General features: G+C 70.9%; 12 protein-coding genes. 9 read left to right on the plus strand and 3 right to left on the minus strand.

The annotated features are described in order from the left end of the window. The first annotated feature begins 240 nt into the window (after nt 1-240). The 3 genes from MJ607_RS09410 to MJ607_RS09420 all read left to right on the plus strand — a co-directional run bounded on the left by MJ607_RS09410 (nt 241) and on the right by MJ607_RS09420 (nt 3,553). A complete protein-coding gene (locus tag MJ607_RS09410) occupies nt 241-1,287 on the plus strand; it encodes a substrate-binding domain-containing protein (RefSeq protein WP_243075331.1) in 1,047 nt (348 codons plus the stop codon). Nucleotides 1,288-1,383: 96 nt separating this feature from the next. Beyond that, nucleotides 1,384-2,541 (plus strand): Gfo/Idh/MocA family protein, encoded by a 1,158-nt coding sequence (locus tag MJ607_RS09415; protein WP_243075765.1) that lies wholly within the window; start codon nt 1,384-1,386, stop codon nt 2,539-2,541. 10 nt (nt 2,542-2,551) lie between these two features. Beyond that, nucleotides 2,552-3,553 carry a sugar phosphate isomerase/epimerase gene (locus MJ607_RS09420; protein WP_243075332.1) on the plus strand — a complete coding sequence of 334 codons (1,002 nt, stop codon included), beginning with the start codon at nt 2,552-2,554 and terminating at the stop codon, nt 3,551-3,553. A gap of 42 nt (nt 3,554-3,595) precedes the next feature. Here MJ607_RS09420 and MJ607_RS09425 read toward each other — a convergent pair whose 3' ends face one another. Both MJ607_RS09425 and MJ607_RS09430 read right to left on the minus strand, forming a co-directional pair. After that, the gene (locus MJ607_RS09425; RefSeq protein ID WP_243075333.1) at nt 3,596-5,041 is read right to left on the minus strand and encodes a sugar phosphate isomerase/epimerase; all 1,446 of its coding nucleotides are present in this window, start codon (nt 5,039-5,041) and stop codon (nt 3,596-3,598) included. Between the two features lie 119 nt (nt 5,042-5,160). After that, nucleotides 5,161-6,438 (minus strand): ROK family protein, encoded by a 1,278-nt coding sequence (locus MJ607_RS09430; RefSeq protein ID WP_243075334.1) that lies wholly within the window; start codon nt 6,436-6,438, stop codon nt 5,161-5,163. 106 nt (nt 6,439-6,544) lie between these two features. Between MJ607_RS09430 and MJ607_RS09435 the strand changes: the two genes are divergently transcribed. After that, nucleotides 6,545-7,576, plus strand: a complete 1,032-nt coding sequence (locus MJ607_RS09435) for a Gfo/Idh/MocA family protein (protein ID WP_243075335.1) — start codon at nt 6,545-6,547, stop codon at nt 7,574-7,576. Further along, a complete protein-coding gene (locus MJ607_RS09440) occupies nt 7,573-8,340 on the plus strand; it encodes a hypothetical protein (protein WP_243075336.1) in 768 nt (255 codons plus the stop codon). Before MJ607_RS09435 ends, MJ607_RS09440 begins: the two co-directional genes overlap by 4 nt. 12 nt (nt 8,341-8,352) lie before the next feature. Here MJ607_RS09440 and MJ607_RS09445 read toward each other — a convergent pair whose 3' ends face one another. Next, nucleotides 8,353-8,862 (minus strand): phage tail protein, encoded by a 510-nt coding sequence (locus MJ607_RS09445; RefSeq protein ID WP_243075337.1) that lies wholly within the window; start codon nt 8,860-8,862, stop codon nt 8,353-8,355. A gap of 162 nt (nt 8,863-9,024) precedes the next feature. On the opposite strand from MJ607_RS09445, the gene MJ607_RS09450 reads away from it, so the two are divergent. From MJ607_RS09450 to MJ607_RS09465, 4 genes are all read left to right on the plus strand, one after another. Then, entirely contained in the window at nt 9,025-12,084 is a 3,060-nt protein-coding gene (locus tag MJ607_RS09450) for an S-layer family protein (RefSeq protein WP_243075338.1), read from the plus strand. Between the two features lie 191 nt (nt 12,085-12,275). After that, entirely contained in the window at nt 12,276-13,295 is a 1,020-nt protein-coding gene (locus MJ607_RS09455) for a VOC family protein (protein ID WP_243075339.1), read from the plus strand. Between the two features lie 78 nt (nt 13,296-13,373). Continuing rightward, the gene (locus tag MJ607_RS09460) at nt 13,374-14,345 is read left to right on the plus strand and encodes a fumarylacetoacetate hydrolase family protein (RefSeq protein ID WP_243075340.1); all 972 of its coding nucleotides are present in this window, start codon (nt 13,374-13,376) and stop codon (nt 14,343-14,345) included. Then, nucleotides 14,342-15,334, plus strand: a complete 993-nt coding sequence (locus MJ607_RS09465) for a cyclase family protein (protein ID WP_243075341.1) — start codon at nt 14,342-14,344, stop codon at nt 15,332-15,334. The genes MJ607_RS09460 and MJ607_RS09465 overlap by 4 nt, the downstream gene beginning before the upstream one ends. Nucleotides 15,335-15,365 lie beyond the last annotated feature (31 nt).

Here is a 15,365-nt window from a genome sequence, read left to right on the forward strand (position 1 = left end):
CCCAGAGCCCGCGACGCCGATTCTCAGGCCGCTTCCCGTGCTCGACGAGTCGATCTGCCCGAAGAAAACAGGGCAGAGAGGCTTCGCGGGCCACTTATAACGAGTAGGACACAAAAGGTGCCGGTCCGACGGTCGGTTCTGTTACCGTGAGTCCCGTCAGCGTGGACATCGCTCGAGTGCGGACCCAAACCCCTCCCGGCAGCCACCTGTCGCAGCTGCATCCATTCAAGGAGGAAACAAATGCGCTCACACCTGAACGCGCGCACGCGGCTCGTGCTCACCGGCACCGCAGTCGTCGCTGCCATCGGAATTCTCGCCGGCTGCACCGGCACGGGCGCCGACGAGGAGAACGTCGTCGACCAGGGCACCACGACGGAGGAGAACGCAGCGTCCGGCGACAAAGTCGTCATCGGCTTCTCGGGCCCCGCCGCCGACCACGGCTGGCTCGGCGCCATCAACTCGGGCGCCCAGGCGGCCGCCGACAGCTTCGACGACGTCGAACTGCAGGTCGCCGAGGGCACGAACGACCCGATTGCACAGATCGCGGCGGTCGAGACGTTCGTCAACAACGGCGTAGACGCGATCGTGCTGCTTCCCACCGACGGCGCCGCGCTCACCGAGGCGGCGATCAAGGCGATGGAGGCCGGCATCCCCGTCATCAACGTCGACCGCGTCTTCTCGAGCCCGTTCGCCGCGCGCACGACGATCCTCGGTGACAACTACGGCATGGGCGTCTCGGCGGGCACCTACATCTGCGAGCAGCTGGGCGACAACCCCGACGCCGTCGTCGCAGAGATCGCCGGCATCGACTCGCTGCCCCTCACGCAGGACCGGTCCGAGGGCTTCGCGGACGCGCTCGACGACTGCGGTCTGGAGGTCTCGGCCCGCGTGGCCGCCGACTTCACGGTCGCCGGCGGCGAGGCCGCGGCATCCCAGCTGCTCGCTGCCAACCCGAAGATCGACGCCCTCTGGAACCACGACGATGACCAGGGCATCGGCGTCCTCGCGGCGATCGACTCCGCCGGTCGCGACGAGTTCTTCATGGTCGGCGGCGCCGGCAGCAAGAGCGCGATGGAGGCCATCGAGGCCGACGACACCGTGCTCAAGGCGACGGTCATCTACCCGTCGACGCAGGCGGCCGACGGCGTCGCGCTCGCGCGCCTCATCGCGCAGGCCAAGACGATGGGCGACCTCATCACCCCCAGCATCCCGAACCGGATCGTGCTGGACGCACCCGTCGTCACGAAGGAGAACGTCGACCAGTACATCGGTCTGTCGTTCGAGTAGCCGACGACCTGCGGGGCGCCCGTCGACACGGCGGGCGCCCCGCGCCATGATCTTTCGAGGAAGGACACGACGTTGACCGATTCGCTACGCGTCGCCATGATCGGCTACGGCTTCATGGGCGCTGCGCACTCCGTGGGGTGGCGCCAGGCGCCCAGGGTGTACGACCTCCCGCTCGATGTCGAGATGGCGGTGATCGTCGGACGGAATCAGGATGCCGTCGCCGAGGCCGCCGCCCACTGGGGCTGGTCCGAGTCGGCGACCGACTGGCGTGAGGTGATCGCGCGGGACGACATCGACATCGTCGACATCGTCACGCCGGGGGACTCGCACGCCGAGATCGCGATCGCGGCGCTCGAGGCGGGTAAGCACGTCCTGTGCGAGAAGCCGCTCGCGAACACCGTCGAAGAGGCCGAGCGCATGCTCGCCGCGGCGCAGCGAGCGGGCGAGCGCGGGCAGCGCGCCGTCGTCGGGTTCACCTATCGCCGCGTCCCGGCCGTGACCTTCCTGCGCGATCTCATCGCGCAGGGAGTCGTCGGGAACGTGCAGCAGGTGCGCGCGGCCTATCGGCAGGATTGGCTCGTCGATCCTCAGATGCCCCTCGCGTGGCGGCTCCAGAAGGAGCACGCGGGATCCGGCGCGCTCGGCGACATCGGCGCCCACATCATCGACATGGTGCAGTTCGTCACGGGTCAGGCCGTCGCCTCGGTGTCGGGGACGATGGACACGATCGTCACGCAGCGCCCGCTCCTGGGGTCGGGCTCGGGCCTCAGCGGCACGGCCGCCGAGGGCTTCGGCGAGGTCACCGTCGACGACGTCGCCATCTTCACGGGACGGCTCGAGGGCGGCGCTCTCGCGTCGTTCGAGGCCACTCGGTTCGCGACGGGCCGCAAGAACGGCCTCACGGTCGAGGTCTCCGGCGACAAGGGCGCGCTGTACTTCGACCTCGAAGACCTCAACGCGCTGCAGTTCTACGACCGCACGGCCCCGGACGATCGTCAGGGATTCACCAAGATCTTGGTGACCGAAGCGTCGCACCCCTACCTCTCGGCGTGGTGGCCGGCCGGGCACATGCTCGGCTACGAGCACGGGTTCGTGCACCAGGCCAAGGACCTCGTCGAGGGCATCGCCGCGGGAACCGACCCCCATCCGACCTTCGCGGAGGGGCTCAGCGTGCAGCGCGTCCTCGCCGCCGTCGAGCAGAGCTCGGCGAACGACTCGATCTGGGTGCGCGTCGACGCGCCCGCCACCCGATAGGAGACACCCCATGGCACGTCCGATCACCCTGTTCACGGGGCAGTGGGCCGATCTGCCGTTCGAAGAGGTCGCCCGGCTCGCGGGCGAGTGGGGCTACGACGGCCTCGAGATCGCCTGCTGGGGCGATCACCTCGACGTGTCGCGGTGGGATGACGCGGAGTACGTGCAGTCGCGGCTCGACATCCTCGAGCGCAACGGCCTGAAGGTCTACGCGATCTCGAACCATCTGACGGGGCAGGCCGTGTGCGACGACCCGATCGACGCGCGCCACCGCGACATCCTGTCGGATCGCGTGTGGGGCGACGGAGACCCCGAAGGCGTGCGCCGGCGCGCCGCGGAGGACATGAAGAGCACGGCGCGCATTGCCGCGAAGCTCGGCGTCAAGACGGTCAACGGCTTCACGGGGTCGTCGATCTGGAAGGCCGTCGCGATGTTCCCGCCCGCGTCGGACGAATGGATCGCCGCGGGGTACCAGGACTTCGCCGATCGCTGGAACCCGATCCTCGACGTCTTCGAAGAGGTCGGTGTGCGCTTCGGTCTGGAGGTGCACCCGTCCGAGATCGCCTACGACTACTGGACGGCCAAGGCGACGCTCGAGGCGATCGGCCACCGGAAGTGCTTCGGGTTCAACTTCGACCCCTCGCACTTCGTGTGGCAGCAGCTGGACTACGTCGCGTTCGTGCTCGACTTCGCGGACCACATCTTCCACGTGCACGTGAAGGAGTCGATCACCAACCTCGACGGCCGCAACGGCGTGCTGGGCTCGCACCTCGCGTGGGCGAACCCGCGTCGCGGGTGGACGTTCGTCTCGACGGGGCACGGCGCCGTGCGGTGGGAGCCGCTCTTCCGCGCGCTCAACGCGATCGGCTACGACGGTCCCACGAGCGTCGAGTGGGAGGACGCCGGAATGGACCGCCTCATCGGCGCACCCGAGGCCCTCGCGTTCGTGCGCAGCCTCAACGCGATCACGCCGCCCGCGGCCGCATTCGACGCCGCGTTCTCGACGAAGTAGGCGCGCGCGGCGGGCGTCTCGTGGCGCCCGCCCCGCGTCGCGCTATCTGACCGCGGCCGCGGCTCTCAGCGCCCGGTGCGCGAGGGCGAGGTGCGCCCTCGTCATCGCGGCGGGGTCGTCATCGAGCCACTCGTGGCCGCCCCACTCGCTCGTGAGCGTGCCGGCGAAGCCCGAGCGGTCCAGCTCGGCGCCGAGGTCGCGGATCGGCTGCGAGACGCGACCGTCGGTGTCGTCGAGGTCCCAGAACTTGAGATGGAACGCGCCGACGAGGGGCAGGATGCCGCGCAGGACCGAGGCATCCGACCGCCCGAACCGGATGAGCAGGTTCATGAACGACGTGTGCACGGCGGGCGGCACGGCGCCCGAGCGCAGGTACGCGACCACGGCATCCGCCGTCGCGGGGTCGCGCCAGTCCGCGCCGAGCCGGTCGAGCAGCGCCGCATCGACGCCGCCCGCCCGCAGTTGGTCGAGGTAGCTCGGCGGCAGCGACGGCATGAGCATGCTGATGTCGACGAGCAGGCGCACGTGCGGGTCGTCGATGCCCGCGATCGTGTCGATCGCGCTCGCGGCACCCGGCGCGTTCGGCGTCTGCTGACCCTGGATCTCTTCGTAGAGCGCGAGGTCGAGCTCGTGCAGCGTCGGCAGCAGGCGGCGCAGGAGCGGCTCGCCGGCCTGGCCGATCGGAAGGCGGACGGCGTGCGCCCCCACGCGGTGGGCGGCGCGCAGCTGCGGCACGAGGAACGCGAATCGCTCGTCGTCGGAGCGATGCAGCCCCGGCCCCGACCAGTCGTCGAGGCTCGCGCCGACGATGCTGACCGAGCCGCCGAGTTCGTCGAGCGCGGCGCGCAGCTCTTCGACCTCGTGGTCGGCGGGGACGGGGAACGATCGCCAGAGCTGGCCCGGCTCGATCTCGATGACCGAGGCCACGCCGTCCGCGACGATGCCGACGGCGATGTCGGTCGCGGAGCGCTCCGCGCGGATCACCTCGGGCGTCCAGTTGAAGGCGCTCGCGGCGACGGTCCAGGGTCCGGCATCGGGCGCGGAGCCGTCGCGCGCGGCCGCAGGCCGTGCGGACGTCTGCGAGGCGACGGGATGCCGCGTCCCGCCGTCGACGAGGGGAAGGACCTCGAGCGGCCGCGCCGCCGCGAAGGGGAGCGTGAGCGGGCCGTCGGGTCCGGCCTGGAGGTAGGGGATCGCGAGGCTGAACGAGACCGAGACGTCATGGCGACCCGACTGCAGGACGCTTCCGACCTCGAGGGCGAGCCGGTCTTGGATGAACCACCAGCCGGACTCCGAGGCGAGTGCGGCCGGGTCGAGGCGGCGTTCGCCCAGCACGACCCGCGTCTCGACGGGTTCGCCGTCGATCGTGACGGTCAGATCGCTGACGCTCGCGAGCGGCAGCGACCGGATCCAGGGGAGGTTCACGAGCAGCACGAAGCCCGACGGGCTCGCGGCGAGGGCGTCGTCGCCGAGGATGGGAAGGGTCACGTGCGCCTCACTTCTTCGTGTCACCGGCGCGCACCGGCTTCAGACAGAAAGGTACACGCTTTAGTCTGTTTTCGTAAGAAGTGCTTCAGCCCGGATCGAGCCGCGGCGAGTGAGGAGCGTCAGGCGTCCGCGTCGAGTGGCCCGCGGATCGCCTCGATCATGGGGCGGCCGAGGCCGAACCAGCGGGGGAAGGTCACCTCGAACAGCTGCTCGCGCACCATCTCGATGCCGCCGCGCAGGGGCTCGCGCACGTCGTTGACGGACTGCGCGATCGTGAGGTCGCGCGTCGCGAGCGGAAGCGAGAGCTCGTAGACGCGCTGCCGGACTTCGGCCAGGAGCAGCTCGCCCGCGCCTGCCACGGCCCCGCCGATCACGATGATCGACGGATTGAACATGTTGACGAGCGCCGCGATCGACTCGCCGACGACGCGCGCCGAGCGCTGGATGAGCCGGATCGCGAGCGCATCGCCGTTCTCGGCCGCGAGCGAGATGCGCTCGGGCGAGAGCTCGTGGCCCTCGGCGACGGCGGTCGCGAGGGTTCCCGTCGCGCCCGCAGCGATCTCGGCTTCGGCATCGCGGATGAGCGCCCAGCCGCCCGCGACGGCCTCGAGGCATCCGACCTTGCCGCAGCGGCACAGCGCCTCGGACTCGCGCACGCGCACGTGGCCGATGTCGCCGGCGGCGCCGTTGACGCCCCGATGGACGCGTCCGTGCGAGAGCAGGCCCGCGCCGATACCCGAGCCGATCTTGCAGTAGATGAGGTCGAGTCGGTCGTCGCCGCGACGCGCGCGTTCGCCGAAGGTGAGCAGGTTCACGTCGTTGTCGACCCACACGGGGGCGTCGTACCTCTGCTCGAAGCGGCGGCGGACGTCGAATCCGTTCCACCCCGGCATGATGGGCGGCGCAACGGGGCGCCCGCTCTCGAAGTCGACGGGCCCCGGGACGCCGACCGCGATGCCCCACACGGGCACGTCGGGGGTCCGCTCGAGCAGCTCGTCGATCATGCTGAGGGCCTTGTCGAGCGTCTCGGCGGGGCCGCGGGCGATGTCCCAGGCGGAGTGGGACTGATCGATGACGTCGCCGTCGAGCATCGCCACGCCGACGTGGATGTGCAGGGCGCCGAGCGCGCACACGACGATGCGGGCGGCGTCGCCGCGGAAGCGCAGCGTGCGGGGGGCACGACCGCCGGAGGAGGGTCCGAACTCGCCGTCGGCGAGGTAGCCCATCTCGATCGCGTGATCGACGCGCTGCGTCACGACGCCTCGACCGAGACCCGTCACGCGCCCGATCTCGGGACGTGTCGCGGCGTCGCCGGTGCGCACCATGTTGACGATGCGCAGCAGGCTCGTCATCTCGTCGGTCTGAGCGCCGAAGCGCAGCGTGGACTCCCTGGCCATGGTCGATTCTTGCATAACCGCGTGCATACGCGGCCCAAAAAGACACACCTATAGTCAAAGCATCCATAACTTAGGTACGCTTCATGCAGAAGTGGAAGGAGAGGCGATGGTCTACGGAGTCGGCATCATCGGCGCGGGCCCCGGCGTCGCGGCCCTGCATCTGCCGACCCTCGCGCGCCTGGCCGACGACTTCCACGTCGTGCACGTCGCCGACGCGGGGAGCGGGCGCGCGGACGCGCTCGCCGGGCGGACGGGCGCCCGTTCGTCGACCGGCATCGAGGCCCTGCTCGAAGACCCCGCCGTCGAGGTCGTCGCGATCTGCAGTCCGCCCGCCGCGCACGCCGCGCAGATCCGCGCCGCAGTCGCCGCCGGCAAGAAGGCCGTCTTCTGCGAGAAGCCGATCGGCGCCACCGTCGCGGAGTCCGAGGAGGCCGTCGAGGCCTGCCGCCGTGCCGGCATCCCCCTCATCGTCGGCACGAATCACTTCTTCGACCCCGCTTGGGGGCGCGCCAAGCACCATCTGACGGTCTCGGGCGGACCCGTCGTCTCCATCTCGGTGACCCTCTCGCTGCCGCCCAACACGCGCTACCACGACGTCGTGACCGAGCTCGCGGCGCCGGGAGGAGCGCGGCCCGCGCCCGATCTGTCGCGCCCCGAGGTCGCCGCCGGCGTCGTCCGTCAGCTCCTGACGGGCCTCGCGATCCATGACCTCCCGCTCGTGCGCGATCTCGCCCCGACGTTCGAGCGCGTCCTTTTCGCGCGAGCCCTGGCGCCGATCGGCTACGCCGTCGGGTTCGTCGCGAGCGGCGTCCCGATCCAGCTCACGACCGTCATGCTGGCGGACGGCGCGGATGCGCTGTGGCGGCTGACGGTGACGACGTCGAGCGATCGGCTCGACGTCAGCTTCCCGCCCGCCTTCGTGCACGCGGGAAGCGCTCGAGTGCGGGCACTGCTGGCAGACGGGCGCGACGCGACCTACCCCGTCGAGGCCGACGACGGTTACATCGCGGAATGGCGCGCGCTGGCCGAGCTCTTGGGCAGCGGCATCCCGGTGGAGTACGAAGAGCTGCTCGACGACGCGCGGTACGGGCTGCGCCTCGCGCACGAGGCGGCCGAGGCCGTGGAGGCGACGGCATGACGACGGAAGTCCGCACCGATCTCGAGGCGTACCGGGTGGCGATCGCCGAGCTTCCGCTTCGCGCTGCGGCGACGCGGGAGCCCTCCGGAGCCGTCGTCGCCGTGAGCGGCGCAGGAGAGTGGTGGAAGCGCGCAGCGGAAGCGCTCGCGGCCGGCGCCGCCGCGGTCGTCGTCGCGCAGCCGGGGCCCGCCCCCGTGACCGAGCTCGATGCCCTTGCGACGCGGGCCGGTGATACCCCCCTCGTCTTCGAGCGCGCCCTGCTGCCGTCCGACGTCGTCGATGACCTCGAGAATGCCCTGACGGAGGTGCCGGCGCCTTCGGCGCTCGTCGTCGAGTGTCATTCGCCCGGCGCGACGCTGTCCTCGGCCCTTGCCGACGCACTGGGATGGGCGCGCACGCTCGGCCGTGGGTCGCTCGTGCATCGATCCGGTTCGCCGTCGCGCGGGCACCGGCTCGCGCTCCTCGAGGCGGCGGGGGGCGTCCCGGTCTCCGTCGTCTTCGGCACACAGGCCGGTGCGCCGCAGTGGGGCCGCATTCGCCTTACGGCCCTGGGCGGCACTCTGATCGAGCTGGAGGGCGGCGATCGCGGCATCCAGGTGACGATGACGGATGCCGCGTCCCGCCGCACGCTCCCGACGCGCTTCGAGTCTCCTCAGCGACTCGCCCTGCGTCGCGCCATCGAAGCCCTCGAGCGGGGTGCCCCGACGGCCGACCTCGCAGACCTGCGCCGGGACGCGGCGCTCGCCGAGGCCATCGGCCGGTGATCCGCCCGGACCTCAGCTCCGCGGCGGGAAGATGCCCACCAGCGCGATGCACCAGTTCAGCACGACATAGGGCTGCATGTTGGCGTGCGGCTGCCCGGACCCTCCGCCTCCGATCATCGTGGGGCTCATGGCCAGATCAGCCGTGGTGCCGTACGAGGATCCGCCCGCCGTCAGCGCCGGCACGGCGCCTGCGGGGTTCTTGGTCGTCGCGGTGGACGCGGCGGCGACGGTATGACCGTGCGGCGGGATGGTGGCCGCTGTGAGCGTGACCGCCTCGGTTCCGCCGACCTCGCCCTGCGTGTAGGCGCCCAGCCCGGGCCCCTGCCCGAACGCGAGAGGGACGCGCCCGCGAAGGTCGGGGAGACCGAACGTCACGCGCCCGTCGCCGCCGTACATCGTGCCGAGCAGCGAGAACAGAGCGGTGTTCTGCGAGATCGTCAGCAGCTGCCCGTTGCACAGCGCCCATCCCTGCGGGGCGAAATTGAAGCCGAAGCAGCGGACCTCGCCGATGTAAGGGTCCATGAGTCCTCCTGAGGTCGAGACGAGTCCCGCCGGTCTGCGACGGGGCCGAGGTCTGTACAGGGGGCCCGCGGCAGTCATAGTGTGCCCTCATAGGGCCATGTCCGCCATGCCCCGCCGGATGGTGGTCCGGCGAAGCGGATCGCGGTGAGGGAGTAGCAGACGATGGCCGGATCCGACACCCCGCGCGCGGCGGTCGCACGCTCGCGATTCCGGCGCCGCGGCGTCGCGGCATCCATCGCCGTGATCCTCGCCGTCCTCGGCGGTGCGCTCATCGCGCCGTCCATCGCACAGGCCGACGGGCCGACGACCTTCAGCAACTCGGCATCCATCGCGATCCCCGCCGCCGGTTCCGCCGAACAGACCGGTCCCGCGAGTCCGTACCCCTCGACCATCACCGTGTCGGGCTTGGCGGGCGCCGTTTCCGCGGTGCAGGTCGTGTTCCACGGCCTCACGCACGGCGTGCTCAACGATGTCGACGCGATGGTCGTCTCTCCCTCCGGTCAGAGTCTGGTCGTGCTGTCGGACATCGGCGACCCGACGACGACGCTGGCCTTCGCGAACAATGCCACGCTCACCTTCGACGACGCGGCAGCCGGACCGGTGCCGACCGGCAACGTCCCCACCGGCACCTACCGCCCCACCAACAACGGCGCCGGCGACCCCTTCCCTGCGCCCGCTCCCGCGCCATCCGCGCAGACGACCCTTTCCGGCGCATTCACGGGGATCGATCCCAACGGCACGTGGCAGCTGTTCATCGTGGACGACGCCAAAGGAGACCTGGGCTCGATGGCCGGCGGCTGGAGCCTCGTTGTCACGACCGAGGTGTCGGCGGTCGCGACGACCACCGCGGTGGCGACATCCGGCTCGCCGTCCGCGACAGGCGCTGCAGTGACCTTCACGGCGACGGTCAGTGCCGCGGGAAGCCCCGTGACCGCCGGGACCGTCGCGTTCACCGCGGACGGCGCCCCGCTCGGAACCGCGGCCGTCAACGCGGCGGGCCTCGCCCAGGTCACGACGAACGCCCTCGCCGAGGGCACCCACGCGATCCTCGCGACCTACTCGGGCAGCACGGGATTCCTGACGAGCAACGGCTCCGTCTCGCAGCGCGTCGACAACGCGACGGTCGTGACGGGCAGCACGTACTGCAATACCGGGCCCCTGACGACTCCGCTCGCCGGGCCCGCCGTTCCCTACCCGTCGAACATCACGGTGTCGGGGCTCACGGCTCCCGTCAGCAAGGTCACCGTGACGCTCAACGGCGTCTCGCACTCGGCGCCGATCGATCTGGACGTCATGCTCGCGAGCCCTGTACCCGCGACGAACCTCATGCTCATGAGCGACGTCGGCGGCACCTCGGCGGTGAGCGGAGCGACGATCGTGTTCGACGACGCCGCCCCCGGGTCGGTGCCGACGCCTCTGACGTCGGGGACGTTCCGGCCGACCGACGATGATTCCGATTCAGCGGATGCCGCGTTCCCCGCCCCTGCGCCGATCGTCAGCTCCGCCACGACGCTGGCGACCTTCAACGGGGCGAGCGGCAACGGCGTCTGGAGCCTGTGGGTGCTCGACGATGCCACCGGCGACGCGGGATCGATCAGCGGCGGCTGGTGCCTGACCCTTGCGACGGTGAGCCCCACGACGACCGCGTTGACCTCGAGCGTCAACCCCTCCGTGGTCGGAGGGTCTGTCACCTTCACCGCCACGGTGACGGCGGGGGGCGCGCCGGTGACGGCCGGTTCTGTGGCCTTCGCCGACGGCGGCACGCCGCTGGGGGCGAGCGTCGCCCTCGCGGCGGACGGTACGGCGACGGTGACGACGAGCGCGCTCACCGCCGGCACCCATTCCCTCACCGCGACCTACTCCGGCACCCCCGACTTCGCGACCAGCAGCGGCAGCCTCAGCCAGGTCGTCGACGTGACCCCCACCGTCACGACGGTGACTTCCGACCTGAACCCGTCCCACGTCGGCGACGCCGTCACGTTCACCGCGACGGTCACGGCGGGTGGCGCGCCTGTCACGGCCGGGACCGTCGCGTTCACCGACGGAGGCGCACCGCTCGGAGGGAGCATCCCGGTGGATGCGACCGGCAGGGCGACGTTCACGACCAGTGCGCTCACCGCCGGCACGCACCCGGTCACCGCGACCTTCTCCGGCACCCCGGTTTTCGCGACCAGCAGTGGCAGCCTCAGCCAGGTCGTCGACGTGACCCCCACCGTCACGACAGTGACTTCCGACCTGAACCCGTCCCACGTCGGCGACGCCGTCACGTTCACCGCCACGGTCACGGCGGGCGGCGCGCCGGTCACGGCCGGGACTGTCTCCTTCGCTGAAGGTGGCACGCCGCTGGCCACGGGCACCCCCCTCGCGGCGGATGGCACGGCGACGTTCACGACGAGCTCCCTCACCGCGGGCACGCACACCATCACCGCGACCTACTCCGGCACCCCCGTCTTCGCCGCCGGCAGCGCAACGCTCGACCAGACCGTCCAGGCGCCCCTCGTCGCCGTCGCCGGCGGGCCGTACTCCGTCGCGGAAGGCGCCGATCTGTCGCTCGACGCCTCCGGATCGACCCCCGGCGCTGCCTACGCGTGGGACCTGAACGCGGACGGTGACTTCACCGACGCCACGGGCCTGACGCCGACGCTGACGTGGACGCAGCTCGAAGAGCTCGGCATCGACGACGGTCCGTCGACGCACACCGTCGCGCTGCGGGTGACGGCGGGACTGCAGGTGGCCACGAGCAGCGCGAGCCTCGATGTCACCAACACCGCCCCCGACACCGTCGTGACAGGCGCCCTGACCGCGACTGCCGGAGTGCTCTTCACGATCAAGGTGGGTGCGGACGATCCCTCGTCGGCCGACATGGCGGCCCTCTTCGGCTACACCGTCGACTGGGGCGACGGCACGCCGGTCCTGAGCGTCAACGGCCCCGCCGACCCGCCCGTGTCGCACCTCTACACGGCTCCCGGCACGTACGCGGCATCCCTGACCGCGACCGACAAGGACGGCGGCACCGGCGAGCCGCTCACGATCGAGGTGGTGGTCGCGCCTGCAGAGGTTCCCCCGCCCGTCGTGCCGCCCGTCGTGCCGCCCGCAGTCCCGCCGGGTCTGCCGCCCACGGGCGCGGATCCCCGCGGCGCACTGCTCGCCGCCGGAATCCTGTTCCTCGTCGGTGCCTCGATGGTCGTGGCCGCCCGGCGTCGCCGACCGATCCGACGCTGACCGGGGCGGCTCGATCCGAGGTTCCGTTGCGACCAGTGCGGTCTCGGCGCGCGCACGCCTGCGCACGGGACCGCCCAATCCATAAACGGAGCTGATCCTCAGCATCGGCGATATGCCGTTCCCTGATATGCCCGTCTTCGCCCAAAGTAGTTCACGGGATCACCCCGAAGACTCTCCGAAAGGGATCGAAGATGATCAAGCTGCTGTCTCACCTCTCATACGTCGAGATCACCTCGCCGGATGTCGAGGCCTCCGTCGACTTCTACGTCAACCAGGTCGGCCTCACGGTCGTCGACCGCGTCGACGGCGCCGTGTACCTGCGCTGCTGGGGCGACTACTACGCGTACAGCGTCGTGGTCGTGCCGGGCGACGAGCCCTCGCTCGTGACCGCCGCCTGGCGCACCTCGAGCCCCGAGGCGCTCGAGGAGGCCGCGAAGCGCGTCGAGGCCGCAGGCATCGAGGGCGAGTGGGTCGACGTGCACAAGATCGGCCGCGCCTACCGCTTCACGGGCCCGTGGGGCCACACGCTGACGCTGCACTGGGACGTCACGCGCCACAAGGACACCGAGGGCGACGCCGCCTCGATCTACCCCGACCGCCCCTCCCGCCGCAGCAAGGTCGCGGGCGCACCCCGCCAGCTCGACCACGTCACGATCGCGACGAGCGACGTCGACGCGTTCGTGAAGTGGTACGTCGACGTGCTCGGCTTCCGCTTCATGGCCCGCACGCAGCTCGACGAGGCGCCCATCTCGGTCTTCTCGGTGCTCACGACGAACGAGAAGTCGCACGACCTCGGCGTCGTCCTCGACGGCTCGACCAAGGCCGGCCGCGTCAACCACTACGCCTTCTGGGTCGACACGCGCGAAGAGCTGCTCATCGCCGCCGACGTCCTCGGCGAGAACGGCTACCCGATCGAGTACGGCCCCTCGATCCACGGCATCGGCGAGCAGAACTTCCTCTACTACCGCGAGCCGTCGAACCTGCGCATCGAGCTCAACACGGGCGGCTACCGCAACTACGTGCCCGACTGGGAGGCCAACACGTGGAAGCCGTCGCAGGGCTCGAACAACTTCTACCGCAACAGCGCCATGCCGATGTCGATGACGGAGTCGTTCCCGCCCGCTGACGGACCCTCGGCGACCGAGGAGGGCGTGCCTGATGAGATCAAGGACGCCCTGCTCAACCCCTACGCCAAGCACGGCCAGGGCTGACAGGCTCGAGGGCGGAGGCGCGTGATGCCGCCTCCGCCCTCGCACCACGTTCCGACCACCGGACATGGAGAGAGACACATGACGACGACGTCAGCGGGGCTCACCGCCCCCTTCGCCCTCGCCCGCTACCGCGACGGCGATTCCGTGCGTCTCGGGCTCGTCGCGGGCGACCGCATCCGGGCGCTTTCGCCCGATGAGCTGGGCGCCGCCGACCTCAACGCCTTCCTCGCGCACCCCGATTGGGACCGCCTGCGCCCGCTCGCATCGACGGACGGCGAATGGATGCCGCTCGCCGACGTCGTGCTGACGGCACCGGTCGCGCCCCGCCAGGTGCTGCAGGCGGGCGCGAACTATCGCGAGCACGTCATCGAGCTCGTCGCAGCGGGCCTCACGAACAACTCCGACCGCACGCCCGAAGAGGCTCGGGAGTTCGCGGCCAAGATGATGGACGACCGCGCCGCGAACGGCGAGCCGTACTTCTTCATCGGACTGCCCGCGTGCGTCGTCGGCGACGACGTGCCGCTCGTGCTGCCCGGCTACAGCGAGGTGCACGACTGGGAGCTCGAGCTCGCCATCGTGATCGGCAAGGAGGCGTTCCGCGTCTCTCGCGAGGACGCTCTCGACCATGTCGCGGGCTACACGATCGTCAACGACGTCACGACGCGCGACCTCGTCTTCCGCAAGGACATGAAGGAGATCGGCACCGACTGGTACCGCTCCAAGAACGCGCCGGGCTTCCTGCCCACGGGCCCGTTCCTCGTCCCGGCGCCCTTCATCGACGGGGCGGATGCCACGGTGCGCCTCGACCTCAACGGCGACACGATGCAGAACGGCTCGACGAGCGACCTGCTGTTCGACATCCCGGCCCTCATCTCGGGCGCGTCGCAGACGATGCCCCTGCTGCCCGGCGACCTCCTGCTGACCGGGAGCCCCTCGGGCAACGGTCAGCACTGGAAGAGGTTCCTGCGCGACGGCGACGTCATGACGGGCTCGATCTCGGGCCTCGGCACGCAGGTCGTCCGCTGCATCGCCCAGGAGCCGGCGGCATGACCCTGCCCAGCGCCGACCCCGCCGACCTCGACCGGCAGAAGCCGGAGGCCGAGATCGCGGCGCGCGCCGAGGCGTTCCGCAACTGGGGTCGCTGGGGCGAGGACGACCGCCTCGGCACCCTCAACTTCATCGACGAGGCCAAGCGCGTCGAGGCCGCTGCCCTCGTGCGGACCGGCCGAGTGATCTCGCTCTCCCAGTCGTTCGACATGAACGGCCCGCAGAAGGGCTGGCGGCGGCGCACGAACCCCGTCCATCTCATGATGGACACCGGGACGGATGCCGAGCGGGGCGCGCAGGGATTCCCGCACGGCATCGGGGGAGCCGACGACCACATCTCGATGCCGCTGCAGTGCTCGACGCAGTGGGACGGCCTCGGCCACATCTTCGACCACGGCAATGCCTGGAACGGGCGTCGCGCGGGCCAGGTCGTCACGAGCGACGGCGATCTCGTCACGGGCATCGAGCATGCGGCATCCGTCATCGTCTCGCGGGGAGTCCTGCTCGACGTCGCCCGCCACCTGCGCCCCGAGACGGGCGAGCTCGAGGACGGCTTTGCCATCACGGCCGCCGACCTCGACGCGACGATCGCGGCGCAGGGCACGACGGTCGGCCGCGGCGACATCGTGCTCGTCCGCACGGGACAGCTCGCGCGCACGCGCCGCGACGGCTGGGGTGACTACGCGGGAGGCCCCGCGCCGGGTCTGAGCCTCACGACCGCCGGCTGGCTGCACGGCTCCGAGATCGCCGCCATCGCGACCGACACGTGGGGTTTCGAGGTGCGGCCGAACGAGTTCGACGTCCCCGCCTTCCAGCCGCTGCACCAGGTCGTGATCCCCAACCTCGGCCTCACGATCGGCGAGCTGTGGGACCTCGAAGAGCTCGGCGCGCTGTGCGCCGAGACGGGGCGCTACGACTTCCTGCTCTCCGCCGCGCCGCTCCCCATCACGGGCGCCGTCGGCTCGCCGATCAATCCCGTCGCCATCCTCTGAACACCCCCCGAACAGCAGAACAGAGAGGTTC

The sequence above is a fragment of the Microbacterium sp. SS28 genome (assembly GCF_022761035.1).
Taxonomy (GTDB): domain Bacteria; phylum Actinomycetota; class Actinomycetes; order Actinomycetales; family Microbacteriaceae; genus Microbacterium.

Excerpts from the sequence above, each read along its gene's own strand:
- MJ607_RS09410 (WP_243075331.1), top strand. The coding sequence starts at position 241 with ATGCGCTCACACCTGAACGCGCGCACGCGGCTCGTGCTCACCGGCACC.
- MJ607_RS09415 (WP_243075765.1), top strand. The coding sequence starts at position 1,384 with ATGATCGGCTACGGCTTCATGGGCGCTGCGCACTCCGTGGGGTGGCGC.
- MJ607_RS09420 (WP_243075332.1), top strand. The coding sequence starts at position 2,552 with ATGGCACGTCCGATCACCCTGTTCACGGGGCAGTGGGCCGATCTGCCG.
- MJ607_RS09430 (WP_243075334.1), bottom strand. The coding sequence starts at position 6,438 with ATGGCCAGGGAGTCCACGCTGCGCTTCGGCGCTCAGACCGACGAGATG.
- MJ607_RS09435 (WP_243075335.1), top strand. The coding sequence starts at position 6,545 with ATGGTCTACGGAGTCGGCATCATCGGCGCGGGCCCCGGCGTCGCGGCC.
- MJ607_RS09440 (WP_243075336.1), top strand. The coding sequence starts at position 7,573 with ATGACGACGGAAGTCCGCACCGATCTCGAGGCGTACCGGGTGGCGATC.
- MJ607_RS09445 (WP_243075337.1), bottom strand. The coding sequence starts at position 8,862 with ATGGACCCTTACATCGGCGAGGTCCGCTGCTTCGGCTTCAATTTCGCC.
- MJ607_RS09450 (WP_243075338.1), top strand. The coding sequence starts at position 9,025 with ATGGCCGGATCCGACACCCCGCGCGCGGCGGTCGCACGCTCGCGATTC.
- MJ607_RS09455 (WP_243075339.1), top strand. The coding sequence starts at position 12,276 with ATGATCAAGCTGCTGTCTCACCTCTCATACGTCGAGATCACCTCGCCG.
- MJ607_RS09460 (WP_243075340.1), top strand. The coding sequence starts at position 13,374 with ATGACGACGACGTCAGCGGGGCTCACCGCCCCCTTCGCCCTCGCCCGC.
- MJ607_RS09465 (WP_243075341.1), top strand. The coding sequence starts at position 14,342 with ATGACCCTGCCCAGCGCCGACCCCGCCGACCTCGACCGGCAGAAGCCG.